Source organism: Neobacillus drentensis (genome assembly GCF_036962125.1).
In the GTDB taxonomy this organism is placed as follows: Bacteria; Bacillota; Bacilli; order Bacillales; family Cytobacillaceae; genus Neobacillus; species Neobacillus drentensis_B.
The window spans coordinates 143,076-168,411 of the sequence record NZ_JBALOA010000015.1 but is presented as its reverse complement, the minus strand read 5'-3'; the positions used below and the strand labels follow the sequence as shown (position 1 = coordinate 168,411).

Sequence of the window (25,336 nt, the reverse complement as noted above, 5' to 3'; positions counted from 1 at the left end):
TCCTAAAAATAAACGGGAGCTGACTTTATTTTATTATTTTTATTCTCCCTTTATTAATCCTTCTTTGCCACATTTTTATGATAAAAGATTTTATCGCCTTTCGGGATGGCGGAAAAAGGAAAAAGAATCCAGTTATATCTGTAATAAATCCAGGCGTTAAGAGCAGTGTTCCACCGATTAATACGCATATTCCATCTAATAAAGCATCTCCAGGAAGTTGGCCATAGCTTAATTGTTCCTGTACCCTTCTGATAGTTTGCAGACCCTCTCTTTTAGCTAAATATGCTCCAAGGATCCCTGTCAAGATGATAAGTGCAATGGTCGGCCATAAACCAATCGCCTTTCCTGATACTAGCAATAAGCTTATATCAAGAGCTGGAATTAAAATAATCAACAAAAATAAATAGCGCATCGCTTGTCCCCTTTTCAAAAAGCTTATTCTCATTATATTACGAATGGGGATTATTTTGTCATTGGTTTTCCTAAAGGCAAAGCGAAGAAGGGTCCCCTCTTCGCTTTGTTTACAATTATTTTTTTATAGGACACTAGCGTGGCCGTTGTAAATTACTCCTCTTGTAGCATCAACGGTAATTTCTTGCCCATCTTTAAATAATTCTAAGGCATTATCTACTCCAACAATCACTGGCAGACTTAGGTTTAAACCAACAACAGCAGCATGGCTTGTTAATCCACCTTCTTGTGTAATAACAGCTGCACATTTTTCTAAAGCAGGCATCATGTCACGATCAGTTCCGATAGTGACTAGAATCGAACCTGGTTTTACTTTTTCTAGAGCTTCCTTAGCATCGTGCGCGACTACTACTTTACCAAATGCAGACCTACGCCCAATTCCTTGTGCTCTTGTAATAATATCACCGACTACATGGATTTTCATTAGGTTGGTAGTTCCAGCCTCACCGACTGGCACACCAGCAGTAATTACTACTAAATCACCACGGTTCACGATACCGCTAGTTAAGCTGGCTTCGACTGCATTATCCAGCATCTCGTCTGTTGTAGTCGCAACATTTCCAAACTGCGGGTATACACCCCAAACAAGGGAAAGACGACGGCAAACTTGTTCGATTGAAGTTACCGCAACGATTGCTGCTTTTGGACGATATTTAGAAATCATTCTTGCCGTATGTCCACTTTCTGTTGGGGTAATAATTGATTTCACTTCAAGATTTAATGCAGTATGTGCAACAGATTGTCCAATTGCATCGGTCAGATTATGTTCGGTATCTTTACTGCGGCTTGAAAGAATTTCTTTATGATCTAATGCAGATTCCGCTCTCGAAGCAATATTGTGCATTGTTTGTACTGCTTCAACTGGATATTGACCTGCTGCCGTTTCACCAGAAAGCATAATCGCATCTGTGCCATCAAAAATCGCATTCGCTACATCACTTGCTTCAGCGCGTGTAGGTCGTGGATTTCTTTGCATTGAATCAAGCATTTGTGTAGCAGTAATTACAGGTTTTCCAAGTGCATTACATTTCTTAATTAACATTTTTTGGACAAGCGGAACTTCTTCAGCAGGAATTTCAACGCCAAGGTCACCACGGGCTACCATTAAACCATCAGAAATTTCTAAGATTTCGTCAATGTTATCGACGCCCTCTTGGTTTTCAATCTTAGGAATGATATGGATATGAGTTGCATTATTCTCTTCTAAGAGTTGTCGGATTTCTAGTACGTCTTTTGCCCGACGAACGAAGGAAGCTGCAATAAAATCAATACCTTGTTCGATTCCAAACAGAATGTCTTGTGTATCCTTCTCGGTAATACCAGGCAGGTTAACAGAAACACCTGGTACGTTTACACCTTTTTTATTTTTCAATGTCCCGCTATTTAAAATTTTCGTATGGATTTCCTTTGATGATTTATCAATGTTCGTAACTTCTAAACCAATTAATCCATCATCTAAAAGAATTTTTGAACCTACATGTACATCTTCAATTAAGCCAGGATATGTTACAGAAAACTTATCTAAGGTTCCTTCCACTTCTGTCATGGAGACAATAATATTTTCTCCAGCTTGCAGTTCAATTGCCCCGTTTTGCATATTATTCGTCCGAATTTCTGGACCTTTCGTATCAAGCAGGATCGCAACTGTTTTTCCAGTAAGCTTTGCTGCTTCACGGATATTTTGAATTCTTGCTCCGTGTTCTACAAAATCACCATGTGAAAAATTCAAACGAGCAACGTTCATACCAGAGTTAATTAATTGAGTTAATTTTTCTACACTTTCACTTGCAGGACCAATCGTACAAACAATTTTTGTTTTTCGTAACATCCTTGTTCCTCCTATAATAGAACAGCACCTATGCCATTTCTTAAGTTATTAATTCTTATTATATAGATAATTCCATGGAAAGCTTGTATAAATCGCGGTCTAAAGTATGTTCACGACCAAGTGCCTCAATAATATCATAGTCGACCAGGCGATTCTTTTCTATTCCTACCGCACGCCCGCCTTTTCCTTCAATTAAAAGCTCAACTGCTCTTGCTCCCAATCGGCTAGCTAGGACTCTGTCTGCAGCAGTTGGCGAGCCTCCACGTTGAATATGTCCCAAGACGGAAACTCTCGTATCAAAGTTCGTTGCAGCCTGTACTTGCTTTCCAAACTCTACACCACTGCATACCCCTTCAGCAACAACAATAATACTATGCTTTTTGCCGCGTTCTTGCCCTTTGCGAAGTTTTTCGACTATATCATTCATGTCGTAACCTACTTCAGGAATCAAAATCGTTTCTGCACCACCGGCTAACCCTGCCCATAGAGCAATGTCACCAGCGTTTCTTCCCATTACTTCAATGACAAAAGTTCTTTCATGTGAGGTAGCAGTGTCACGAATTTTATCTAAGGAATCAATTACTGTATTTAGTGCTGTATCAAAACCAATCGTAAGTTCTGTTCCGGGAATATCATTATCTATCGTACCTGGAACTCCAACACACGGATAGCCTTGTTCTGTTAATGCCTTTGCTCCACGGTAAGAACCATCTCCGCCAATAACAACAAGTCCTTCAATCCCATGCGCTCTTAACTGTTCAATCCCTTTTTGCTGACCTTCTTTTGTTTTAAATTCAGGGCAGCGTGCTGATTGAAGCATGGTCCCGCCACGTTGAATAATATCTCCAACTGATCCGAGCTCAAGCTTCTTAATATTTCCAGAGATTAATCCTGTATAACCTCCGTAAATACCATATACTTCCACATTGTGATAAATGGCTTTTCGAACTACAGCGCGAATAGCTGGATTCATCCCCGGAGCATCTCCGCCACTAGTAAGTACGCCTATTTTTTTCATAGCTATCACCTCTAATTTGTATTGGGAAATTATGTATACAATGATATGTAGTAAAATAAATGCACGATGAGTTTTTGAATTGCTTCTTTTATTATTTACATAAAACCCGCGAATATTTATAAAATAACATGAAGAAATAACTATAACAACCCAAGGGTATTAGTAATTATAAGAGGCGGAATAATCAGTTAACTGCAAACGCTTAATTTTCGTTTGTAAACGCCATCATTGCCTTTTTTGAGGATTTCTCGTGAACAATTTGTGAATGACAAAAAAAAGAGTACCCTAGAGTACTCTCAATTAATTTACACCAATGTATTCATTGCTTGTAGCGAATTCACCGATTGTTCTGAAACGGTTGTATCGATCAGAGATTAGTTCATCTTCTGAAAGCTCGAGAAGCTGTTTCAAGGCTCTCTTCAGTACATTGTCAATCTCTTCAGCTTGCTTGACTATATCTTTTTGGGCTCCGCCCTTAATTTCAGGAATGATATCATCAATGACACCTAGTTCTTTTAGATCAGGAGCCGTTATTTTCATTGTTTCAGCTGCACTTTTTGCTAAAGATGCATCTTTCCAAAGGATAGCTGCCGCACCTTCAGGGGAAATGACCGAGTAGGTTGAATTCTCCAGCATATATATACGATTACCCACTCCAAGTGCAAGTGCGCCGCCGCTTCCACCTTCGCCAATAACAATGCAAACCACTGGAACCCTTAGTCCTGCCATTTCAAACAAATTACGTGCAATAGCTTCACTTTGTCCCCGTTCTTCGGCCGCTTTACCTGGATAGGCTCCCTTTGTATCGATAAAACAAATAATCGGACGATTAAATTTATTCGCCTGATTCATTAATCGCAGCGCTTTTCGATAGCCTTCTGGATGGGGCATTCCAAAGTTTCTGCGGATATTCTCTTTTGTATCTTTGCCACGCTGGTGACCAATCACAGTAACAGGTAATCCTCTATATTTGGCAATCCCGCCCACAATTGCTTCATCATCAGCAAAGGTTCGGTCTCCATGACATTCAAAGAAATTCTCAAACAAATGGGGAATATAGTCCAACGTGGTCGGTCGGTTTGGCAGACGAGCGATTTGTACTCTATCCCAAGGCTTAATGTTTTCATAGATACTCTGTTCGAGTTTTTCTAGTCTTCTTTCTAGTTTGGCAATCTCCGAACTTAAATCAACATCAGCTGTTTTGGTGAACTCTTGTAAATCAGTTATTTTCTTTCTTAATTCAATTACAGGGCGTTCAAAATCTAATTCTCCTACCATCTGAACACACCTCCAGGTTGATGGATATCTAGAATATTGGTGATTTTCTCAACTAAGTCATTTCGATGGATGATCGCATCTAGTTGACCATGTTTTAAAAGGAACTCGGACGTTTGAAAATCCTCTGGCAATTCTTCACGAATGGATTGTTCAATAACACGTCGGCCCGCAAAAGCAATCAGCGCACCAGGTTCAGAGAAGTTGAAATCACCCAATGAGGCAAAACTCGCAGATACCCCGCCCGTAGTTGGATGTGTCATAATTGATATGATTAATCCACCATTATTACTAAACCTCTTTAACGCCACACTCGTTTTTGCCATTTGCATCAAGCTTAGAGCTCCTTCTTGCATTCTAGCCCCGCCTGATGCAGTAAAAATGATAAACGGAACATTTAATTCATCCGCTTTTTCAATTGCCTGAGTAATCTTTTCTCCGACAACAGAGCCCATACTACCCATTCGAAACGAAGCATCCATAATTGCAAGTACAATCTTATGTTCGTTAACTGTTCCAATTCCGGTAACGACAGCCTCATTTAACTTACTTTTTTTCCTGTCCTTTTCTAACTTTTCAAGATAGTCAGGAAAATTTAATGGATTCTTAGAAATCATATCATCATTTATTTCAATAAAACTTCCTTCATCAATGAAACTCTCCAAACGTTCCTTCGAATTCATTGGAAAATGATGTCCGCAATGTAAACAAACTTTTAGGTTTTTCAACAATTCTTTAGTATACATGATTTTCTTACATGAAGGGCATTTTGTCATTATTCCTTCAGGAACATCATTTTTTACAATTTCCGTCGGTATTTGAGCGTATTTCTTCTTTTTTGTCTGGTTTTTTGAAAAAAGATCTTTGAGCGCCAAAATTAAACCTCCTTTGTGCTACATTAACGCCAAATGGCATATTACTCCTACTACTGCAAATTATATTTTTTTTACTATTGCTTCCTTCATACCTGTTTGCCTTTGAGGTGGTCAGACCACCAAAAGATAAAAACACCCATGAATGAGGGCTTGGATAAACTTCACTATAAGTTAAAGTGGATTCAAAATCTGTTAGTATTTGTCGTTAAAAACGGACAAATTCCGTAGATGGCAGTATGCAGATAGTGTTTTCTCTTCATTCTTTTCAGTCAATGCTGCCAGTAAGATTAAATAGTCTTTACGGTGATAGACATGATTAATTGAGACCTGGGAATGATAATATTCTTTTAAAATGGACCAAATTCTAGAGAATAGGTGATTATCGGCTATCTCAATAATTTGGTTAAAAAACTCATCATCCTTTAGAACCTCTTGCTGATCCACCCAATTTTTCAAGTTTACAATTTTCTTATCATCTATTTTTTGAACCGCCAATCTAAGGCAATCCATCTCAATAAAGTTCTTTGTTTCCAACACATCTCGTATCGCTTTTTCGTCTTGCAAAATAAATGTACTAAGCAACTGGACCAATTGATGCCCCCGAAAATCACGAATAAATGTCCCTTCACCACGCCGTGTTTCAATTAGTCCAAGCAGTTCTAATCCTCTAAGTGCTTCTCTAACTGAAGAGCGCCCGAAATTCAGGCGCTCAGACAATTCACGTTCAGAAGGAATTTTATCTCCAGTTTTAAGTCCATCAGTGGTAATCATATCCCGAAGTTGCTTCACAATCTCTAAATATACTTTAGTGTTGTTCTCCACTCACAGATCACTCACTTTTACCAATAATAGCGAGCCTTTTTGTTTTTTCTTTTACTTCTTCTGGGTCAACCTTAATCCGGGCAACGCCAGTTTCCATGGCTGCTTTTGCAACTGCAGCTGCAACATCAGGTGCAACCCGCGGGTCAAAAGGTCCTGGAATAACATAATCAGCACTAAGTTCATCTGGACCAATTAGATTGGCAATTGCTTCTACTGCTGCAACTTTCATCTTTTCATTGATATGAGTGGCACGGACATCAAGTGCCCCACGGAAAATTCCTGGAAAGGCAAGAACATTGTTAACTTGGTTTGGAAAATCAGAACGACCTGTTCCCACTACTTTTGCTCCTGCTTCTTTTGCGTCTTCCGGCATAATTTCAGGAACAGGATTGGCCATTGCAAAAATAATCGAATCACAATTCATTGTAGCGACCATTTCTTTGGTAAGTGCACCTGCAACGGAAACACCGATAAAAACATCTGCACCTTTTATTACATCTTCAAGGCTGCCTGATAGATTATCTCGATTAGTAAATTTAGCTACCTCTGCCTTTACCGCATTCATACCTTGCGGACGGCCTTCGTAAATAGCTCCTTTAGTATCACACATAATTATGTCCCTAACACCATAACTATATAACAATTTAATAATTGCAATCCCCGCAGCACCTGCGCCATTTGCGACTACTTTAATTTCAGTCATCTTTTTCCCAATAAGCTTTAATGCATTTACAAGACCCGCTACCGTTACAATAGCAGTTCCATGCTGATCATCATGGAAGATTGGAATATTTGCTTCCTTTTTCAATCTTTCCTCAATTACAAAACAATTTGGTGCAGCTATATCTTCAAGATTGACGCCTCCAAAAGTAGGCTCAAGCAATTTTACGGTTTCAACAATTTTGTCAACATCAGTAGTGTTTAAGCAAATGGGAAACGCGTCAACACCGGCAAAGCTTTTAAATAATACGGCTTTCCCTTCCATTACGGGGAGAGCAGCTTCAGGTCCAATATTCCCAAGTCCAAGAACAGCTGTTCCATCAGAAACAACAGCAACCATATTCCCTTTCATGGTATATTCGTAGACCAGTTCTGGCTTTTCATAAATATCTTTACATGGCTCTGCAACACCTGGTGAATAGGCTAAACTTAAATCGTGTGCATTTCGGACTAAAACTTTTGACTTTGACTCTAACTTTCCTTTATTAATTCGATGCATATGTAATGCTTCTTCACGTAAAGTCAAGATATGTCACCCCTCAAATTTTTACAAAAATTTATAAACCATCCCACTTAATGCAGCCTGGAAAATAGTGGTCAGACCACACTTGTCTCATTATCAATATAACATATCTTGGATAGTTGTAAAGAATTATTCCTTCAAAACTACATTTTTTGGACCAAGTAGATTTCTTAATAATTGCAGTAATTCGAGGGTAGGATTGATAGTATTTTCTGGCCCTAATTTAATAGTTTTACGGCTTTTTTCGTAATGAAGGATCAGGGTTGCTGTTCCTGGATTTTCTTTTAGGAGCTGATGAATTTCTTGTAGAAATTTCTCATCTTGTTTTTCTTCGATGATTTTTAAATATAGCACTGATTGCAGCGGCATTTTTGCTTTTAACCATTCACCCAATGGAAAAACTTGTTGAATGATCATTTGCTGTTTTTCATCACGGTCTTCGATTTTCCCCTCAAGCAGCACGAACTTCCCATGCCCTAATAGGTGTGAAAATTTTTTGTATACATTAGGAAATGCCACTGCTTCCATTTCACCGCTCGAATCACTTACCGTTAAAAAGGCCATCGAATCACCTTTTTTGGTACGAATCGATTTTATCGAGGAGATATATACTCCAGTAAACAACCGCTGATTATTAGGTTTCCTACCAAATAAGGATAGTGCCCCACACTGCCTCAATTGCTCTTCATATATCGAAATCGGATGATTTGAGAGATAAAAACCTAGCGCTTCTTTCTCAAAGGTCAGCTTATTCTCTTGGCTGATAGGGTCGACTTGCGTATATTTAGGCTTGGGTATGAACTCTTCTTCAAATAAATCAAATTGGTTATCGTCAGTTGGCTTAAATATTTGAGCATGCTCCATCGCCACATCTAAACTAGCAAGTAACACGGCCCGGTCCTCTCCAAATTCATCTAAGCTGCCGGAGTGAACAAGGTATTCCATCGTTTTTCGATTGATGGCTTTAGGGGAGACACGTATACAGAAATCAAATAAGTCCGCAAATTTTTTCTTTTTCCTTGCTTGAAAAATTTCTTTTAAGGCAGCGGCCCCTACACTTTTAATAGCCGCCATACTGTAACGAATCCCCTCTTGTTCCACTTGAAAAGAATAACCGCTATGATTGATGGATGGTGGCAAGACATTTATATTTTTTTGCTTTGTTTCCATAATATATTGAGCAATTTTTGTATCATTGCCAATGGCCGACGTAAGCAGACCAGCCATAAAATAAACTGGATAATTGGCTTTTAAAAATGCCAACTGATAAGCAATCATACTATAGGCTACAGCGTGACTTCTGTTAAATCCATAGTTTGCGAAGCGAACAATTAAATCGTAGATGTCATTCGCTAATGCTTGTTCATAACCTTTTTTTAGGGCGCCCTCAACAAAATGATTGCGCTCTTGATCAAGTACATCTTTTTTCTTTTTCCCTACGGCTCTTCTTAAAAGGTCAGCTTCCCCTAGTGAGAACCCAGCCATTTTTGAAGCAATTTGCATGATTTGCTCTTGATAAACGATTACTCCATATGTGTTCTCAAGGATGGGCTGCAAATCAGGGTGTGGATATTCAACTGCCTGCCTGCCATGTTTTCTATCAATAAAGAGCGGGATATTTTCCATTGGCCCTGGTCGGTATAAGGCATTGACAGCGACAATGTCTTCAAAGCGAGAAGGCTTTAAACGGGTTAGTACCTTGCGCATTCCTTCTGACTCAAGCTGAAAAACACCTGTCGTTTCCCCTTTAGCTAGCAGGTTAAAGGTCAATGTATCATCTAATGGAAGCGTACTGATATTTACTTTTCTACCAGTTTTTCGAAATATTGAGGACAAAATGGAATCGATTAAGGTAAGATTTCGCAAGCCCAAAAAGTCCATTTTTAAGAGGCCGATTTCCTCCAAATGCTCCATTGAAAATTGTGTTAGAAAAACATGGTTAGACCCTCTCTGAATGGGGATTAAGTCGATAAGTTGTTTTTCACTAATTACGACACCTGCTGCATGGGTGGAAGTGTGACGCGGAAGACCTTCAAGTATTAAGGCTGTTTCAAAAAGGCGTTGATTCATCGGACTTTCCTTAATAAACGCTTTAAGTGCTTCTGATTCTTTATAAGCACCTTTTAGGTCTATTCCTAAACGAGATGGAATCATTCTTGAAAGATGTTCGAGTTCCTTTGAATTTAAGCCGAATACCTTGCCGATATCTCTTAGAACCGCTTTAGCAGCTAGCGTTCCAAAGGTAACGATTTGAGCGACATGCAGTTCACCGTATTTTGCTGCTACATAGTTAATCACTTCATCCCGGCGATGGTCTGGAAAGTCAATATCAATATCCGGCATAGAGATTCGCTCAGGATTTAAAAAGCGCTCAAATAATAGCTGATGCTCGATTGGATCAACATCCGTAATGTATAAAACATAAGCCACGAGTGAACCAGCAGCTGAACCTCTTCCAGGTCCTGTCAAAATTCCATGTTCCCTTGCATATTTCATAAAATCCCAAACAATTAAAAAATAGTTGCTAAACTTCATTCGTTTAATCACGGTTAATTCATAAGATAACCGTTCATGGTATTCCTGTGACGGTGAGGGAAACCGTTCATTTAATCCTTGTTGGCACAACATTTCAAGGTATTTCTCTGCAGGCATTCCATTTTCCGTAGGAAAGGTAGGTAAATAAGTTTTATTTAATTCAATGTTAAAGTCACACCTATTTGCAATCCATAGCGTATTCTCTAGTGCTTCTGGAATATCAGCAAAGAGCTCTATCATTTCTTCCGAAGTCTTTAGATAGTACTGATCATTTGCCAATTTTTCTCTATGATCATCCTGCAATTTTTCCCCATTTTTTATCGCTAACAAACACTCATGGGCAAACATATCATCTTTTTCTAGATAATAGACTTGGTTCGTTGCCACAAGAGGAATATTCATTTCTTTTGAAATCATCGTGAACGTCTTTCTAATTTTTGTTTCTTGTTCCAGATGATGATTTTGAACCGAAAGGAAAAAGCTCTCTCTGCCAAAAATAGCTGATAGTTTTTTTATCATGCCTATTGCAATATCCTCGTTGCCATTAATGATAGACTGCTCAATTTCTCCTTCTAGTCCAGGTGTAATCGCAATTAGGCCTGCAGAATAATGTTTCAGCCATTTTTGTGGTATTCCATTTTCTGTTTTTGTTTGAACGGTACTTGATATTTTTAAAAGATTTTTATAGCCAATATCATTTTCTGCGAGTAAGACCAAAGGAAAAGACTCAGTTGGAGTGTACTCACTTTCCACGTCCACTGTTAATCCAATAATGGGTTTCAAGTTATTTTTTTTGCACATTTTATAAAATTCAATGGTTCCGTACATGACATTTCTATCCGTCAAGGCAATTGATGAAAATCCTTTTTTCTGTGCACTTTTTATTAAATCCGAAACAGAAGCCGTACTTGTTAATAAACTATATGCACTATATACATGCAGGTGAATAAAAGACATATTGTCACACCCTTAATTCGATAATCTCTTCCTCTATTATAGAACGAGATCGATTAAAAAGAAAATATGTTCTCATTTTTATTAGAAAAGCGGAAGCGTCCTGATTGAAGCTAGACAATTCTTCATTCATATTTGCAGGGGTTTGTCCATATAAATGAGTATTGGGATTGATTTTAGGTAAGGGCGGTTGACGAAAATGAAAGAAATAGGCTTTTTTCCTGCTTTTATAGAAAGCTACTTTATTGCCTTAGGAGTTGTACTTGGCGGAGCACTTATTGGGGGAATTGCTTCATTCCTAACCGGGCAGCCGCCGCTTACGACCGTTTATCGCCTCTCTTCAGCACTTAGAATTTGGGCGATTGTTTCCGCCATCGGAGGAACTTTTGACGCAGTTTATACGTTTGAACGGGGGCTATTTAACGCCGATACCAAGGATCTTTTTAAGCAGTTTTTATTAATCCTCTCTGCCTTAGGCGGTGCCCAGACAGGAGCTTTAATTATTAATTGGTTAACGCAGGAGCATATCTCATCATGAGAATACCGCCGTTATATAGAAAACCTTCCTGGCAGCGTTTTTTTGCAGGAATGGCTGTTGGAGGGGCAATAAGCTGGTGTATTTTTTTATATATTTATGGAGTTTGGCAAGAGGAGAATACCGAATTGATTCGGAAACAAGCCCAAGACATAGTTGACCTAAACGAAGAGAAAAAGATTTGGCAGGAAGAATATAAAGAAATAAATAAACGAAAAATAGAACAGCTGACGGTTCAGAAAATCAACATAAAAATAACAAATTGGGAAAAATATAAACTTGATTCCTTAAGTGTGCTAGAAACAGAAGATGCCGTAAAAGATGATATTAACATGATGATCGCCAAAGATATCGAAACAGTTTACAAAAGTAAAGACCTCCTGAAAAAAATCATTGAAAATAAACCAATAAAAATAAATGATAAAAGGTACAAACTGAAGGTAAAAGAAATGGTCTTTTACACGAACCTCTCAATACAACTAGAGATTCAGTTTGAATAAAAAGAAAATCGGCCGTACGAAGGCCGATTTTTCTATTTGTTTATTGGTTAAATGAGTAGTTCTCACAGACCTCGCCAAGTGCTTTCAATACTTCATCCACTTCGCTCCACGAATAGATGGAGGCACCTGATGCAAGCGGATGCCCTCCCCCTTTGAACTTCCTTGCAACTCCATTGATTACCGGACCTTTTGAACGAAGACGCACTCTTATTTGTTCATTTTCTTCGATAAAGAAAACCCACGCCTTAATTCCTTTAACATTTCCTAATGTTCCGACCAATAAAGAGGCTTCTGAGGGTTTTGCACTATATTTCGTTAGCAATTCTTTTGTTAGTTTTACGGAAGCCACCCCATTTTCCTGTAGTTCGAAATTTTGGAGTATATATCCGTTTAATTTAATGATATTAGTATCTAATTCATACATCTTGTCAAATAATTCTGTCCGCGAAAAATTATAATGGATCAACTCTCCTGCATAGCCAAGCGTTTTTTCTGTTGTGCTCGGGAAAAGGAATCGTCCTGTGTCCCCAACAATCCCTGCATATAATAATCTGGCTGCTTCATCATTCATTTTTAATCCTTTGGATTTTCCATTTAAATAAAATTCATAAATCATTTCGCTGCATGAGCTTGCACTTGTATCGACCCATAGTAAATCGCCATACCGGTCTTCGTTCGGGTGATGATCAATTTTGATTAATTTATCGCCAAGTACGTAACGCTTATCGCATATCCTTTCAGCATTGGCGGTATCACAAACGATCACCAATGCTCCTTTGTATACTGAATCTTCAATCACATCAAGCCTGCGCATGTAATGGAGAGTCGGTTCTTCCTGACCAACTGCGTAAATCTTTTTATCTGGATAGGATTCCTTCAGGATAGCTGCTAACCCACCTTGTGATCCATATGCATCCGGATCAGGACGGACATGACGATGAATAATAATGGTTTCATATTTTTCAATCTCTGCTAATATTTGTTCAATCATGGGCAATGCTCCTTTACCACTCATAAACGAAGGTGGTATTTTTTTGTTTTAACAGTTACAATAATAAAAGATTTTCTATGCTTGGAGGAAATAATATGTTTGTTCTTGTTGTATTAATTGCTATTCTCTTTGCTTTCTATCTATTTTATAAAACAAAATACTTCAGAAGCAACCGTTTGGTAGAAAAGAAATGGCTTGCTGCTAAATCCAATATTGCTCTTGGGCTTTTTGTTTTTTTATTTGGAGTTAATCACTTGTTATTTATTTCCGATACAGCCCTTACGTATCTTGTAGCTTCATTATTTATTATTTATGGTGCTGGATTCAGCTGGATTGGTTACAAAAAATATAATCATTACCTTCCTTTCGCAATTGAGGAAGCAAAAAACTTTGAACTCCAAAAGTAAAAAGCACAAAGCCGCCTCTCTGAAGTGCGGCTTTGTGCTTTCTTTCTAATTTCTATCGAGCAACTGACACATCATCATCGCTTTTCCAACTAAAACTCCCTCATTGAACACTTCTACATCCACTTTTCCGAATTTACGACCCACTTCAAGTACCTTTGGATATATTTCTAAGTTACTTTCCATTTGAACTGGCTTAATAAAGTAAATGGTCATATTTTCAACGACAAGGTCACCTTTTTTGTAGGTACGTAAGACCCGATTAGCCGCATCAGCAACAATGGTTGTAAAAACACCATATGAAATAGTTCCAAGTTGGTTTGTCATTTGAGGGGTTACTTCACATGTGTAGACCTCTTCACCTTTTGCTTTTCCCTGCATTAAAACCATCTGATTTGTAACGATATCATCAATGGTTTCGCCAACCTGCGGCTGCCGCTGGTTCATTTGTAATGCCTTTAAAACATCCTGCCTGCTAATAATTCCTTCAAGACGGTTAGCGTCATCCGTGACTGGAAGGACTTCAATCCCTTCCCAGACCATGGTATGAGCTGTCGACGCTACACTTGTCTTTCCATTAACAGACATTGGATGTTTGGTCATAATTTTGTCAATTGATATCTCCATATCCTGACCTAAGATATCCTTACTTGTAACCATCCCTTGGATCTTCATATTTTGATCAACAACAGGATAGCGGCTGTGGGCAGTTTGTTGATTAAATTCATGCCATTTAGATACCTTATCCGTGGTCTTTAAATAAAAAGTTTCAGCAAGCGGTGTTAAAATATCCTCTACAAGAATAATTTCCTTTTTTATTAACTGGTCATAAATGGCGCGGTTAATCATGGTTGCAACCGTAAATGTATCATAACTCGTAGAAATCACTGGGATTTCTAGTTTGTCAGCCAGCTTTTTAATATGTTCTTCAGCATCAAAACCACCGGTAATCAGCACGGCGGCGCCTGCCTTTAAAGCTAATTCATGAGCCTGCGTCCGGTTTCCCACAATCAATAGGTTACCGGCCTCAGTGTAGCGCATCATTGCTTCTAATTTCATTGCACCAATTACAAACTTATTTAGTGTTTTATGCAACCCTGTTCTTCCGCCCAATACTTGACCATCAACAATATTTACGACCTCAGCAAATGTGAGCTTTTCAATATTTTCTTTCTTCTTACGTTCGATTCTAATGGTTCCCACACGTTCGATGGTGCTTACATATCCTTTATTTTCCGCTTCCTTAATCGCTCGGTAAGCTGTACCTTCGCTAACGGACATTGCCTTGGCAATTTGCCGGACAGATATCTTTTCCCCAATTGGAAGCCCATCAATATATTGTAAAATTTGTTCATGCTTAGTGGCCAAGACCTTCACCCTTTTTATAGTCAACTTCCAATTATTCAGTATTGAATAATTCGGATTACGTATAAATGTTATTATAGAGTGTTAAAAGCCTTGATTCAATGCAGATTCTCACATTCCCTTAATTCATTAATGGAATGACCTTGATTTTTTCCTTGTCCGACGTCCCGTTTGAAGGTTTTTCCCCTGCCTTTTAGGCGTATAAAGCAGACCTGTCAGATTTCCAGCGATGACGATTAATGCAAATGCGAGCCAGGTTAACGAAAATATCCCCTCTGCACCTTCTGCATGAATGGATAATCTTGGAGCCCCATAGTAAAGCAAGAAGCCACAGAGTAACAAGCATAGTAAATAACGGTTCTTTTTCAAATGAAATTCCTCCCTCTAAAGACTGCTTGTTCCATATTTATGCATAGAGGAGGAAAAAAAGTATGTAATTTACCTAAGAACATTTATATTTCAATCGATTCACCTGGCTGAAGTACTTTTCCGTTTTTATCTTCAAGCAGCTCAATAAACTTAAATGGATCTTGTTTAATAGGCGGAAAGGTGTTGAAGTGGATAGGAACAACAGTTTTAGCTTTTAATAATCCGGCAGCATACGCAGCATCTTCTGGTCCCATTGTAAAATTATCACCAATCGGCAGGAAGGCCACATCAATCGGATGACGCTCACCAATTAACTTCATATCGGAAAATAGTGCTGTATCTCCGGCATGATAAATCGTATACCCTTCATTCATAAATAATATCCCAGCCGGCATACCGCAATAGATGAGTTCATTATTTTCTGTTGTATAGCTAGAACCATGAAAAGCTTGCGTTAATTTAACTTTGCCAAACTCAAATTGATGAGCTCCGCCAATATGCATTGCATGGGTGTTTACTCCCTGCCAGCTTAGGTAAGTTGAAAGTTCATGGTTAGCAACAACCAGCGCATTATTTTTCTTTGCTAACTCGACTGTATCCCCGACATGGTCATTATGTCCATGCGATAAAATAATGACATCAAGCTTTGTTTCAGCTACTTTCAAGTCCGTTAATTGATTCCCATTTATGAACGGGTCAATTAAAATGGTCCTCCCATTTGTTTGAATTTGTACAACTGAATGCCCGTGATAAGAAATTCTCATCAGACTCGCTCCTTTCTGGTTTTGAATATTAATTAATTCCATACAATAACTGGAATTCCTTCATAAACTTAGTTTATTCCTCTTCATTTGAATTTAAGCAGTAAAAAGGAAGTTCGTCAGTTTGTTTACATTTCAAGTTTTAATTGATAATCTCAAATAGGATATCAATTACATAGGGGGAGATAAAATGAATCAGCGATTATCTAAACTTCAAACATGGATGAGGGAAAATGATATTGAAGTTAGCTTTATTACCTCATCAGAAAATGTCTTTTATTTAAGCGGTTATTACACCAATCCACATGAACGGTTGCTTGCACTAGTTGTCTTCCAAACGGAAGAGCCTTTCCTTGTCTGCCCTGGGATGGAAGTTCATGATGCCAAACGCTCTGGTTGGGACTATGAGATTCTTGGTTATAGCGACATTGACAAACCATGGGAAATGGTTCTAACTTCCATTAATAAAAGAATAAACGGAGTATCAAAAACGGCTATTGAAAAAGAACATATGAATGTGGAACGCTATGAACACCTCTCAAAACTATTCCCGCAGGCTGCATTCATTTCTGCAGAGGAAAAATTACGAATGCTTCGTATGATTAAGGATGCCAAAGAATTAAAAATTATTGAAGAAGCTTGTGCCCTTGCTGATTTCGCCGTTGAATTTGGTTCCAGTGAAATCAAAGAAGGAAAAACAGAATTGGAAATTCTTAATGCCCTAGAGTACGCTCTAAAGCAAAAGGGTGTGACTGAAATGTCATTTTCAACCATGGTTCTTACTGGGGCAAATGCGGCTTCACCTCATGGAAATCCTGGGGAAACAAAAATTCAAAAAGGAGATCTTGTTTTATTTGATTTGGGTGTGGTTGTTGACAGGTATTGTTCGGATATCACACGAACTGTAGCTTATGGGGACATTAGTTACAAGCAAAAGGAGATCTATGATACTGTATTAAAAGCCCAGCTTGCTGCGATTGAAGCTAGCAAACCTGGTGTATCTGCATCGGAAGTGGATTTAACTGCACGTAGAATCATTGCTGAAGCTGGTTACGGAGAATATTTCCCACACAGGCTCGGACATGGGCTTGGAATAAGTGTCCATGAATACCCTTCACTAACCGAAACAAACCAGCTAATTATTGAAGAAGGTATGGTTTATACCATTGAACCAGGGATTTATGTTCCAAACGTGGCCGGTGTCCGCATAGAAGATGACATTTTTATTACCGCAGACGGTGCAAAAGTTCTTACTAAATTCCCGAAAGAATTACAGATAATAAAATAATAACAGTTGTCATTTTTTTACATTGAAATCCTGATGAAATTGATATATTATACATATACAAGCTGCGTTGTTCGTAGTCATAATAAAGTTTTAACCTTTAAGCTGTAAAAGGGAGTTTAACCATTGAGCTGGAATGACATGCCTCTGTCTATAAGACATGGAGGACACGCAGGAAGGTTTCTGAGAACACCCACTTTGAGGAGTGGTGGTTTAAAACTTTCTTATATTAATACGGCAAATGCGGCTACATATGTAGTATTTCAAAGCCAGTTCCTTTCGAGGGGCTGGTTTTTTACTTTTAATAAAATAAAAGGAGAGGAACATTTCTGTACCTCCCCCGAATAATTATTTTTCCAATAACGTTTTTGTATCTAAGTATTCAAGTCCATGTGCTTCTGCGACAGCTTGATAGGTGACATATCCGCCAAGTGTGTTAATCCCTTTTAACAAGGCTTCGTTGTTAAGACAAGCTTGTTTATAGCCTTTATTGGCAATCTGTACAGCAAATGGAACCGTTACATTTGTTAAAGCAATCGTTGAAGTCCTTGGCACTGCACCAGGCATATTCGCCACAGCATAGTGAACGACACCATGCTTCAAGTAGGTAGGATTGTCGTGTGTAGTAATCCGGTCAGTGGTTTCAAAAATCCCACCCTGGTCAATCGCAATATCGACCACTACACTTCCTGGTTTCATCGATTGAATCATCTCTTCAGTTACAAGCTTCGGTGCCTTTGCCCCAGGAATAAGAACAGCTCCAATGACCAGATCAGATTCCTTCACAGCTTCTGCAATGTTATAAGGATTGGACATCAGTGTCGTCACATCTGATCCAAAGATGTCATCTAACTGACGTAGACGATCAGGATTTAAATCAATAATGGTTACCTTTGCTCCTAGACCAATGGCCATTTTAGCCGCATTAGTTCCTGCCACTCCACCGCCAATAATGGTAACCGTTCCTCTTTGAACGCCTGGAACACCGGATAGCAGAATCCCCATACCGCCATGGACCTTCTCAAGGAACTGTGCACCAATTTGAGCTGCCATTCTTCCAGCTACCTCACTCATCGGGGTTAATAACGGTAGGCTTCTATTTGGCAACTGTACCGTTTCATACGCAATGCCTACCACTTTATTGTCAATTAATGCTTTAGTTAATTCTGGTTCGGGGGCAAGATGTAAGTATGTAAATAAGATTAAGCCTTCACGGAAGAATTTATATTCGCTAGGAAGCGGCTCTTTAACCTTCATAACCATCTCCATAGACCAAGCTTCTTTTGCTGAATCTACTAATATCGCACCTGCTGCTTCATAATCTTCATTAAAAAAACCAGATCCAAGCCCAGCTCCACTTTCAATAAAAACTTCATGACCAAATTTAACCAGGTTTACTACTCCGGCTGGTGTCATGGCTACTCGGTTTTCATTATTTTTAATTTCCTTAGGTACTCCGATCCGCATGTGCTTACCTCCAAATAAATTCAAATTAGTAAAATCAACCAAGACAATTTTATTATACCCTTTTTCCCAAGTAAGATGTAGTCTTGTTACGTTAAACAGATTTACAGTTGTTTTCGAAAAAAAAATGCAAAAGCTTTGCCGGGAATGGCAAAGCTTTTTCTCATTAATACCAAGGGTAGTAAGGGTAAGGGTAAGGATATGGATATGGTGGGTAGTATGGATATCCGTAACCATATCCGTAACCAGGAGTTAATAATGCACCAGCTGCTAATCCAGTTAAGAATGGAACACCAAAGCCAAATCCACCAAAGCCAAAGCCTGGGCGACCAAAACCAAAACCGAATCCTGGACGGCCAAAACCAAATCCTGGACGGCCAAATCCTCCGTGGAATCCGTGACCGAACCCTCCGTGAAATCCTCCATGGAATCCATGAATCCTTTCATCCCCTGGATCTACCACATTATAGTTCATATCAATGTTATTAGGCATAGTATACATTTCTGTATTCATAATTCTCCTCCTCGAAATAATTAATTGACACATTAAAGAATATGCATATTCTGATGCACATTCTTGGGTTTTCGCCCGTATTAATAAAAATTCCCAAGACATTTGTCCAAAAAAAAACTGTCCCCTAGTTAGGACAGTCCAAAGGTTTAACCATATTTAACTCTCTGTCTCAGCAAAATCATCATTATCTGCAATTGCTGTTCCCTCTCCAATAAATCCACTATTATATGAATTCATAATTTGTTGGCTTACTTCAATTGTTCCCTTCTCATCAAACTCAAACAAAAACTGCTTATTCTGATCCCGTTTTTCCATTCTGCCAATCACCTTTCTTTGTTGGTTACCTCTTTATTGTTCGAAAAATTGCAACAGTTATCCCCTGTAAAATAATGTATAATTCAAGTAAGGAGATGATAATCATGGGACTTAAATATAGAAATATTTTAGTCGCTATTGATGGTTCAAAAGAAGCTGATAGGGCTTTTAAAAAGGGGATGGAAATTGCTAAAAGAAATGATGCTACCCTAGTATTAGTCCATGTAATTGACACTAGAACATTTGCACTAATCGAGGCTTATGATACAGTCATTGGAGATAGAGCAGAAAAACTGGCAAAGGATATGCTTGAAAATTATCTAAAACAAGCTGAAGATGCAGGTTTAACAAATGTGCAATATGAAATTGATTTCGGCTCTCCTAAACTAAGAATTCCAAGAGATTTAGCTAAAAAGCACAAAGCTGATTTGATTATCTGCGGTGCAACTGGATTAAATGTAGTGGAAAGGTTCTTTATCGGCAGTGTTTCTGAACACATCACCCGCTATGCAGCTTGTGATGTACTAGTTGTTCGTACAGATAAAGATTCTGAATAAAAATATAAAGTCTCCAAAAGCACGGAGCAATGTTTCTCCGTGCTTTTTTAATTGCTATTTTGCCTTTTAAAATATCATTGTGATGAAGAGCTTATCCATGTATAGTAGAATAAACTATAATAAACTGTTAGGAGGAAAATGCATGAGAGAATTTTTTTCTTTTGACGAACGTCTTGGTATTCAAATCCCAGATTTCCCTATGGAATTGGCTGAATACACATTAGAAATACAGCAAGACATTCTCTTATACTGGGAACAAGTTCGTGGTTCTATCCCTGACCGAATCAGTGACCTTGAACATCAAATTAATCAGAAACAAGCACTTCTTTCGAATGAAAGTAATTTTCCGCTCTCTTGTAAATTAAACACAGAAATTGCTGAACTAGCTTCAATTATTAATGACTTATGGCTTTGGTATCGAACAAACGAAGTTGTTTCAACAAAAGTTCATCAGTAAAAAACTCCCTTTATATGGAAAAAGGGAGTTTTTTTCTATTAAGAAAGTATACGGTCTTGAACTTAGATAACTGTCTAGCTCCAGCGCCCTAGCGGCTAGTGTCCTTCGCTTTTCTGATTTAGAGATCTTTTTGCATTTCTCTAACTACATGGCCAATCTCAGGCAGGATTAATTTATTCATCGCGAGCTTCACCGCACCGGTTGAGCCTGGAGTAGAAAATACTGCTTTATTATTTACTACTCCCGCAATGGCTCTTGACAGAATTGCAGCAGAACCAATGTCCTCTTGATAACTCAACATCCTGAATAATTCTCCAAAGCCGACAATCTCTTTCTCAATTAACTTTTGAACTGTTTCTATCGTAACGTCCCGCTTGGCAATTCCTGTTCCTCCATTTGTTAGGACGACATCAATTTCTCCGCTGGAACAACCTTTAACGATTTCATTTTGAATCGGCTCGGCTTCATCTTTAACAATGACGTAATCAATAATTTTGTGACCTGCCTGTTCAAGCAAATCAATCATTAACCTCCCACTTTTGTCGGTTTCCTTATCCCTAGTATCACTAACGGTAATGACTTTACACTTAACCGTCTTGGGGGCTGCATTTTTATGTTCTTGAGTACTCATCCAATAGACTCCTCTTTTTCTCTAAGATAACGAAGTTGATAATATTTATGAGCTATCTCTGTTACTTTTCTCGTTAACTGATAATTTGCACCGGCACCAATGGCCATACTGACAAGCGGTATACCTTGTATCATTTTCTTTCTGAATAAAGTAATGACTAGGGCTTTCATCAGTTGTTGAATTGGCTGCTCCAGCCAGGTTATGTCGGTTATTTCTTCATTGCCTTCATAGAAATAAAAGTCTTCCTGGAAGTCTAATTCTTCCATTAAAGAGGTCCAGCCCTCTCCTTGAAGCCTTGGCGGTAATGTTGCCGTATGAAATACCTTTAGGGAGGTCATCATTTCAAATGGAGTGTTAACCTCAACCCCGTAGGTCATCGCAATTAATTGCACTACCCTTAAATTAATAACGGCAATTGCCGGAATGTCTGTGCTTAACAGCAATGGACCACCCGTTCCAGCTAAGCCGCCTTGCGCAAAGGAATAAAAACGATGACGGGCAATCTGCTGCTCTGCTATGTATTGTAATTGCTCAATGTTAAGCTTTTTAAGGTCGGAAATTTTTTCTAGGTCCTTGTGAAAAATTCGCCCTGAAGAAATAATTCTCTCCTTTGCATCCATTTGCAGCTGTGAGCCTTGTATCATACTATGTAAATGAAACAGCCAGCTATCGATTACCGAAAAGAATTGTCTTTGGACCTTTTCAGGTAATAATGAGAATGAATGATGCAAATATTTTTCATAGGTCAGTTGGAAATCATTCGGTACAAAATCCTGTAAACTTTTTTCCCAGTTCCGTATTTCATTCAAAATCATTGCTTCACGGTCCGTTAATGGCATGATTGATTCCCCCTCACAGCAAGGCATTCTAATTCCAGTATATCATAAAGCTTTACCTGGAAATAAAACAAAAGGCAAAAGCCTTGTTATAAAGCTTTTGCCTTTAAATAGATTAATGAATGTCAGCTAGACGTACAACATCACGAGCAATCATTACTTCTTCGTTTGTAGGGATGATCATTACTTTAACTGGAGAGTGTGGATAGTTAATAAACGCTTCTTCCCCTCTTACTTTATTAAGAGCTGGATCCCAATATACACCCATAAATTCAAGACCTCTTAAAACATTTTCGCGGATGGTGTCACTATTTTCACCGATACCAGCTGTGAAAATAATGGCATCGACACCATTCATTCGTGAAGCATAAGAACCAATGTATTTATGGATTCTGTTAGCAAAAACATCTAAGGCTAATTTCGCACGTTCATTTCCTTTTTTTGCTTCAATTTCAATATCCCGTAAATCGCTTGAGAAACCAGACATGGCCAGCATTCCGCTCTTTTTATTTAGGACATCTAGTACTTCTTCTGCCGTTTTATTCGTTTTCTCCATGATATATGGGATCAAGGCAGGATCAATATTACCGGAACGAGTACCCATAGTTACCCCTGCAAGTGGTGTAAAGCCCATAGACGTATCAATAGACATACCACCTTCAATTGCAGCAATACTTGCACCATTTCCTAAATGACAAGAAATGAGACGTAATTGTTCAACAGGACGTCCTAATAGTTCAGCTGCACGCTGTGAAACGTATTTATGAGAGGTTCCGTGAAATCCGTACTTACGAATACCATATTTCTCGTAATACTCCATTGGTAAGCTGTATAGATAAGAGCTTTCTGGCATCGTTTGGTGGAACGCTGTATCAAAAACTGCAACAGCAGGAACATTAGGAAGCACGCTCATAAAAGCCTTGATTCCTGTTAGATTTGCTGGGTTGTGTAATGGTGCAAGCTCAGATAATTCATCAATTTTACTCAGTACCTCGTCAGTAATAAGCACAGAATCTGTAAAGGTTTCACCGCCATGGACAACACGGTGCCCCATTCCTGTAATCTCATCAAGAGATTTTATAATTCCGAGTGTCGTTAATTTATCTAAAAGCATTTTTACAGCGACTTCATGGTCAGGAATATCGATTATTTCCTGAACTTTTTCCCCATTAACCGTTATATTAAAAATTGAATCATTTAAACCGATTCTTTCGATTAATCCTTTGGTAATGACATTTTCACTTGGGATTTCAAATAATTGAAATTTTAAGGATGAACTCCCCGCATTAATGGCAATAATTTTTGACATACTGTTACCGCTCCTTTTATATAACAACACTGGTTTGGGATTCATTTGTGTAGTACAATATTATTTTGCTCAAACCCTCTTTGATTATTTCCATCATTAATTGAAACACTGTGTATATTATATTTCAAGGCAAATTTTCTTTGGTAGCGGTTACATTACAAATGAAAATTTATTCAGATATTTCATAATATAAACAAAGGATGAACCAGCGTTATGCTTGGCTCATCCTTTGTTTTCTTTAAACCATTTATCCATTCTGGTTAGTATCTTGTCCATCTCTACCGCATTTGATAGGTTAGGTAAATCGACAAGCAGTGCCTGTTTTGGAGGCTGCACCGCTTCCCCCTTTTTCTGCAGGATAATGATACTTTTCGCTGAATTTTGATTTTTAAACATACTGATTGGTAATTGCAACAATCCTTGAACAATGACATGCTCTTTAAAAAATTCATGCAATAGTGTTGCTTGCTCACTTTCAAAAAGTCCATTAGGGATAAGGAAGAATAAATAACCTCCAGGAACCGTCTGGCGAACACTTTGTTCAATAAAGAGGTGATGTGAATAGGTATGTCCTTCACTTGCCTTGACTTGATAATCAGCCGCTCTCACATCATTTGGATAAAAGCCAACAGGCAGGTCTCCGATCACTGCATCAACTGGATCAATAAACATTGGCTCAAGGCTGTCTTGATTAAAGAGTTGAATAGGGTGAGCCTGTAAATTAGCATTAATATAGGCAAGTTTAATTAACAGATCATCTATTTCCACGCCGACAGAGTCTACTTTTCTTTGGAGATGATTTAAGACTGTTGTTAACAGGTTTCCCGTCCCCACCGCTGGGTCAAGTAAGCGGAATGTTGATTGTTTCATAAATCTTTCTACTAAATAGCCTACCAGCATCCCGACAGAATCGGGTGTCATTTGATGGTTAGGCTGAACACTATCATTCATCCCTTTTAAGATGACCAATTGATAGGCTTTTCGAATTTCCTCGTTTGAAAACTTTTCCAAATTAATTTGTGCATATTGTTTCTTAATCCTTTTTTCCGTCAGTTCACTGACTTCTTGAAGGATAGACCCTTGAAATAAATTCTCTCCCGTTTCGGCGAGTGCTTCTAAATATGTACAGTTTAATTCTTCTTGCAAAAGAAGTGCAGTTTCATTAAATAATGTAAACAATTGTTCTACTGGAGAAACTTTCATCCTTTCCCCTCCCTCGTTAATTTCCTTATCCATTTTAATCGAGTATGTGCATTTTATACAAGTTTAAACATTTAAAAAGGCCTCGACTTCGCCGAGACCCGTTTAATATTTACTATACAGCTACATCGCCTAGGCCAGGCGATGTAAGCTTTTAAATTTACTTCGCTGCTTTTGCTGCTTCAAGTGCTGCTTCGTAGTTCGGGTGGTTGGTTGCTTCACTAACATATTCCACATATGTTACGTTGTCGTTAGAATCTACAACAAATACAGCCCGAGCCAGCAGTCTTAATTCTTGGATTGCCACCCCGTATGCTTCACCAAAAGAAAGATCACGATGATCAGATAATGTTTGCACGCTTTCGATTCCGCTAGCAGCACACCAGCGTTTTTGAGCAAATGGCAAGTCTACACTTACGGTTAAAATTTTCACATTGCCTAAGTTATTGGCTTCCTCATTAAAACGACGTGTTTCCGCATCACAAACACCCGTATCCAAAGAAGGGACGGAAGTAATCAAACGTACTTGACCTTTCGTACTCTCGAGGGTAACTTCTGATAAGTCGTTGGCCAGTACAGTAAAGTTTGGAGCTTTGTCTCCTACCTTTACTTCATTTCCTAAAAGCGTAATCGGATTCTCTTTAAATGTTACAGTTGCCATATTGCATCCTCCTTTGTCGTATCAAAGTAAAGCGGTGGTTAAATTCCCCATTTTACTTCAAATATGTACAGTGTAAATCATATCTTTTCAAAAATAATTTTGCAATTATTTAGATTTAATCAAAAAGTTTTAGGAAAAGCGCAAGCGCCCTGGTCAGCGGC

26 protein-coding genes and 1 other RNA gene are annotated in these 25,336 nt (G+C 38.5%); 7 read left to right on the top strand and 20 right to left on the bottom strand.

The window, feature by feature from the left end; all coding sequences use genetic code 11:
- Window positions 1-25: 25 nt before the first annotated feature.
- The 8 genes from V7121_RS15315 to dnaE all read right to left on the bottom strand — a co-directional run bounded on the left by V7121_RS15315 (window position 26) and on the right by dnaE (window position 11,024).
- The gene (locus V7121_RS15315; RefSeq protein WP_335547113.1) at window positions 26-412 is read right to left on the bottom strand and encodes an FxsA family protein; all 387 of its coding nucleotides are present in this window, start codon (window positions 410-412) and stop codon (window positions 26-28) included.
- Window positions 413-535: 123 nt separating this feature from the next.
- Window positions 536-2,299 (bottom strand): pyruvate kinase, encoded by a 1,764-nt coding sequence (pyk, locus tag V7121_RS15310; protein ID WP_335498942.1) that lies wholly within the window; start codon window positions 2,297-2,299, stop codon window positions 536-538.
- A gap of 58 nt (window positions 2,300-2,357) precedes the next feature.
- Window positions 2,358-3,317, bottom strand: coding sequence for a 6-phosphofructokinase (gene pfkA / locus V7121_RS15305; protein WP_335498939.1), 960 nt, complete (start codon window positions 3,315-3,317; stop codon window positions 2,358-2,360).
- 300 nt (window positions 3,318-3,617) lie between these two features.
- Window positions 3,618-4,595: an acetyl-CoA carboxylase carboxyl transferase subunit alpha gene (gene accA, locus V7121_RS15300; RefSeq protein ID WP_335547111.1), complete on the bottom strand. Its 978-nt coding sequence runs from the start codon at window positions 4,593-4,595 to the stop codon at window positions 3,618-3,620.
- Complete coding sequence (gene accD / locus V7121_RS15295; RefSeq protein ID WP_335498934.1) at window positions 4,589-5,467, bottom strand: acetyl-CoA carboxylase, carboxyltransferase subunit beta; 879 nt, start codon at window positions 5,465-5,467, stop codon at window positions 4,589-4,591. The genes accA and accD overlap by 7 nt, the downstream gene beginning before the upstream one ends.
- 192 nt (window positions 5,468-5,659) lie before the next feature.
- Window positions 5,660-6,289 carry a FadR/GntR family transcriptional regulator gene (locus V7121_RS15290; RefSeq protein WP_335498931.1) on the bottom strand — a complete coding sequence of 210 codons (630 nt, stop codon included), beginning with the start codon at window positions 6,287-6,289 and terminating at the stop codon, window positions 5,660-5,662.
- 7 nt (window positions 6,290-6,296) lie between these two features.
- Window positions 6,297-7,535 (bottom strand): NAD(P)-dependent malic enzyme, encoded by a 1,239-nt coding sequence (locus V7121_RS15285; RefSeq protein WP_335547109.1) that lies wholly within the window; start codon window positions 7,533-7,535, stop codon window positions 6,297-6,299.
- A 126-nt stretch (window positions 7,536-7,661) separates the two neighbouring features.
- Window positions 7,662-11,024: a DNA polymerase III subunit alpha gene (gene dnaE, locus V7121_RS15280; RefSeq protein WP_335547107.1), complete on the bottom strand. Its 3,363-nt coding sequence runs from the start codon at window positions 11,022-11,024 to the stop codon at window positions 7,662-7,664.
- A 196-nt stretch (window positions 11,025-11,220) separates the two neighbouring features.
- Between dnaE and V7121_RS15275 the strand changes: the two genes are divergently transcribed.
- On the top strand, window positions 11,221-11,559 hold the full coding sequence (locus V7121_RS15275) for a YtrH family sporulation protein (protein ID WP_218347910.1): 339 nt from the start codon (window positions 11,221-11,223) through the stop codon (window positions 11,557-11,559).
- A complete protein-coding gene (gene ytrI / locus V7121_RS15270; RefSeq protein WP_335498924.1) occupies window positions 11,556-12,056 on the top strand; it encodes a sporulation membrane protein YtrI in 501 nt (166 codons plus the stop codon). The genes V7121_RS15275 and ytrI overlap by 4 nt, the downstream gene beginning before the upstream one ends.
- Before the next feature lie 40 nt (window positions 12,057-12,096).
- On the opposite strand, the gene V7121_RS15265 is transcribed toward ytrI, so the two are convergent.
- The gene (locus V7121_RS15265; protein WP_335498921.1) at window positions 12,097-13,047 is read right to left on the bottom strand and encodes a DHH family phosphoesterase; all 951 of its coding nucleotides are present in this window, start codon (window positions 13,045-13,047) and stop codon (window positions 12,097-12,099) included.
- 95 nt (window positions 13,048-13,142) lie between these two features.
- On the opposite strand from V7121_RS15265, the gene V7121_RS15260 reads away from it, so the two are divergent.
- A complete protein-coding gene (locus tag V7121_RS15260; protein WP_335547106.1) occupies window positions 13,143-13,454 on the top strand; it encodes a YtpI family protein in 312 nt (103 codons plus the stop codon).
- Between the two features lie 45 nt (window positions 13,455-13,499).
- Here V7121_RS15260 and V7121_RS15255 read toward each other — a convergent pair whose 3' ends face one another.
- The 3 genes from V7121_RS15255 to V7121_RS15245 all read right to left on the bottom strand — a co-directional run bounded on the left by V7121_RS15255 (window position 13,500) and on the right by V7121_RS15245 (window position 15,949).
- A complete protein-coding gene (locus V7121_RS15255) occupies window positions 13,500-14,819 on the bottom strand; it encodes a CBS domain-containing protein (protein WP_335547104.1) in 1,320 nt (439 codons plus the stop codon).
- A 126-nt stretch (window positions 14,820-14,945) separates the two neighbouring features.
- Entirely contained in the window at window positions 14,946-15,185 is a 240-nt protein-coding gene (locus tag V7121_RS15250; RefSeq protein WP_335498912.1) for a hypothetical protein, read from the bottom strand.
- Window positions 15,186-15,268: 83 nt separating this feature from the next.
- A complete protein-coding gene (locus tag V7121_RS15245; RefSeq protein ID WP_335547103.1) occupies window positions 15,269-15,949 on the bottom strand; it encodes a metal-dependent hydrolase in 681 nt (226 codons plus the stop codon).
- 187 nt (window positions 15,950-16,136) lie between these two features.
- On the opposite strand from V7121_RS15245, the gene V7121_RS15240 reads away from it, so the two are divergent.
- Window positions 16,137-17,234, top strand: a complete 1,098-nt coding sequence (locus V7121_RS15240) for a M24 family metallopeptidase (RefSeq protein WP_335547101.1) — start codon at window positions 16,137-16,139, stop codon at window positions 17,232-17,234.
- A gap of 56 nt (window positions 17,235-17,290) precedes the next feature.
- Window positions 17,291-17,485, top strand: a non-coding RNA gene (gene ssrS, locus V7121_RS15235) — 6S RNA.
- A 94-nt stretch (window positions 17,486-17,579) separates the two neighbouring features.
- On the opposite strand, the gene ald is transcribed toward ssrS, so the two are convergent.
- The 3 genes from ald to V7121_RS15220 form a co-directional block, all read right to left on the bottom strand.
- A complete protein-coding gene (gene ald, locus V7121_RS15230; protein ID WP_335547099.1) occupies window positions 17,580-18,698 on the bottom strand; it encodes an alanine dehydrogenase in 1,119 nt (372 codons plus the stop codon).
- A gap of 163 nt (window positions 18,699-18,861) precedes the next feature.
- Window positions 18,862-19,209 carry a hypothetical protein gene (locus tag V7121_RS15225; RefSeq protein WP_335547097.1) on the bottom strand — a complete coding sequence of 116 codons (348 nt, stop codon included), beginning with the start codon at window positions 19,207-19,209 and terminating at the stop codon, window positions 18,862-18,864.
- Between the two features lie 156 nt (window positions 19,210-19,365).
- Window positions 19,366-19,524: a hypothetical protein gene (locus tag V7121_RS15220; protein WP_335498900.1), complete on the bottom strand. Its 159-nt coding sequence runs from the start codon at window positions 19,522-19,524 to the stop codon at window positions 19,366-19,368.
- Between the two features lie 104 nt (window positions 19,525-19,628).
- Between V7121_RS15220 and V7121_RS15215 the strand changes: the two genes are divergently transcribed.
- Both V7121_RS15215 and V7121_RS15210 read left to right on the top strand, forming a co-directional pair.
- Complete coding sequence (locus tag V7121_RS15215; RefSeq protein WP_335498897.1) at window positions 19,629-20,081, top strand: universal stress protein; 453 nt, start codon at window positions 19,629-19,631, stop codon at window positions 20,079-20,081.
- A gap of 142 nt (window positions 20,082-20,223) precedes the next feature.
- The gene (locus V7121_RS15210; RefSeq protein ID WP_335547094.1) at window positions 20,224-20,538 is read left to right on the top strand and encodes a hypothetical protein; all 315 of its coding nucleotides are present in this window, start codon (window positions 20,224-20,226) and stop codon (window positions 20,536-20,538) included.
- Window positions 20,539-20,656: 118 nt separating this feature from the next.
- Here V7121_RS15210 and V7121_RS15205 read toward each other — a convergent pair whose 3' ends face one another.
- The 5 genes from V7121_RS15205 to tpx all read right to left on the bottom strand — a co-directional run bounded on the left by V7121_RS15205 (window position 20,657) and on the right by tpx (window position 25,175).
- Window positions 20,657-21,169, bottom strand: a complete 513-nt coding sequence (locus V7121_RS15205; protein WP_335498891.1) for a MogA/MoaB family molybdenum cofactor biosynthesis protein — start codon at window positions 21,167-21,169, stop codon at window positions 20,657-20,659.
- Entirely contained in the window at window positions 21,166-22,008 is an 843-nt protein-coding gene (locus V7121_RS15200; protein ID WP_335498886.1) for an EcsC family protein, read from the bottom strand. The genes V7121_RS15205 and V7121_RS15200 overlap by 4 nt, the downstream gene beginning before the upstream one ends.
- Window positions 22,009-22,120: 112 nt before the next feature.
- Entirely contained in the window at window positions 22,121-23,314 is a 1,194-nt protein-coding gene (locus V7121_RS15195) for an acetate kinase (RefSeq protein WP_335498884.1), read from the bottom strand.
- A gap of 222 nt (window positions 23,315-23,536) precedes the next feature.
- Window positions 23,537-24,517 carry a class I SAM-dependent methyltransferase gene (locus tag V7121_RS15190; protein ID WP_335498881.1) on the bottom strand — a complete coding sequence of 327 codons (981 nt, stop codon included), beginning with the start codon at window positions 24,515-24,517 and terminating at the stop codon, window positions 23,537-23,539.
- A 157-nt stretch (window positions 24,518-24,674) separates the two neighbouring features.
- A complete protein-coding gene (tpx, locus tag V7121_RS15185) occupies window positions 24,675-25,175 on the bottom strand; it encodes a thiol peroxidase (protein WP_335498879.1) in 501 nt (166 codons plus the stop codon).
- Window positions 25,176-25,336: the final 161 nt, after the last annotated feature.

What these genes read in the sequence shown, in the direction of transcription:
- V7121_RS15315 (WP_335547113.1), bottom strand. Translation starts at nt 412, where the DNA reads ATGCGCTATTTATTTTTGTTGATTATTTTAATTCCAGCTCTTGATATA.
- pyk (WP_335498942.1), bottom strand. Translation starts at nt 2,299, where the DNA reads ATGTTACGAAAAACAAAAATTGTTTGTACGATTGGTCCTGCAAGTGAA.
- pfkA (WP_335498939.1), bottom strand. Translation starts at nt 3,317, where the DNA reads ATGAAAAAAATAGGCGTACTTACTAGTGGCGGAGATGCTCCGGGGATG.
- accA (WP_335547111.1), bottom strand. Translation starts at nt 4,595, where the DNA reads ATGGTAGGAGAATTAGATTTTGAACGCCCTGTAATTGAATTAAGAAAG.
- dnaE (WP_335547107.1), bottom strand. Translation starts at nt 11,024, where the DNA reads ATGTCTTTTATTCACCTGCATGTATATAGTGCATATAGTTTATTAACA.
- V7121_RS15275 (WP_218347910.1), top strand. Translation starts at nt 11,221, where the DNA reads ATGAAAGAAATAGGCTTTTTTCCTGCTTTTATAGAAAGCTACTTTATT.
- ytrI (WP_335498924.1), top strand. Translation starts at nt 11,556, where the DNA reads ATGAGAATACCGCCGTTATATAGAAAACCTTCCTGGCAGCGTTTTTTT.
- V7121_RS15265 (WP_335498921.1), bottom strand. Translation starts at nt 13,047, where the DNA reads ATGATTGAACAAATATTAGCAGAGATTGAAAAATATGAAACCATTATT.
- V7121_RS15260 (WP_335547106.1), top strand. Translation starts at nt 13,143, where the DNA reads ATGTTTGTTCTTGTTGTATTAATTGCTATTCTCTTTGCTTTCTATCTA.
- V7121_RS15245 (WP_335547103.1), bottom strand. Translation starts at nt 15,949, where the DNA reads ATGAGAATTTCTTATCACGGGCATTCAGTTGTACAAATTCAAACAAAT.
- V7121_RS15240 (WP_335547101.1), top strand. Translation starts at nt 16,137, where the DNA reads ATGAATCAGCGATTATCTAAACTTCAAACATGGATGAGGGAAAATGAT.
- ald (WP_335547099.1), bottom strand. Translation starts at nt 18,698, where the DNA reads ATGCGGATCGGAGTACCTAAGGAAATTAAAAATAATGAAAACCGAGTA.
- V7121_RS15225 (WP_335547097.1), bottom strand. Translation starts at nt 19,209, where the DNA reads ATGAATACAGAAATGTATACTATGCCTAATAACATTGATATGAACTAT.
- V7121_RS15220 (WP_335498900.1), bottom strand. Translation starts at nt 19,524, where the DNA reads ATGGAAAAACGGGATCAGAATAAGCAGTTTTTGTTTGAGTTTGATGAG.
- V7121_RS15215 (WP_335498897.1), top strand. Translation starts at nt 19,629, where the DNA reads ATGGGACTTAAATATAGAAATATTTTAGTCGCTATTGATGGTTCAAAA.
- V7121_RS15210 (WP_335547094.1), top strand. Translation starts at nt 20,224, where the DNA reads ATGAGAGAATTTTTTTCTTTTGACGAACGTCTTGGTATTCAAATCCCA.
- V7121_RS15205 (WP_335498891.1), bottom strand. Translation starts at nt 21,169, where the DNA reads ATGAGTACTCAAGAACATAAAAATGCAGCCCCCAAGACGGTTAAGTGT.
- V7121_RS15200 (WP_335498886.1), bottom strand. Translation starts at nt 22,008, where the DNA reads ATGCCATTAACGGACCGTGAAGCAATGATTTTGAATGAAATACGGAAC.
- V7121_RS15195 (WP_335498884.1), bottom strand. Translation starts at nt 23,314, where the DNA reads ATGTCAAAAATTATTGCCATTAATGCGGGGAGTTCATCCTTAAAATTT.
- V7121_RS15190 (WP_335498881.1), bottom strand. Translation starts at nt 24,517, where the DNA reads ATGAAAGTTTCTCCAGTAGAACAATTGTTTACATTATTTAATGAAACT.
- tpx (WP_335498879.1), bottom strand. Translation starts at nt 25,175, where the DNA reads ATGGCAACTGTAACATTTAAAGAGAATCCGATTACGCTTTTAGGAAAT.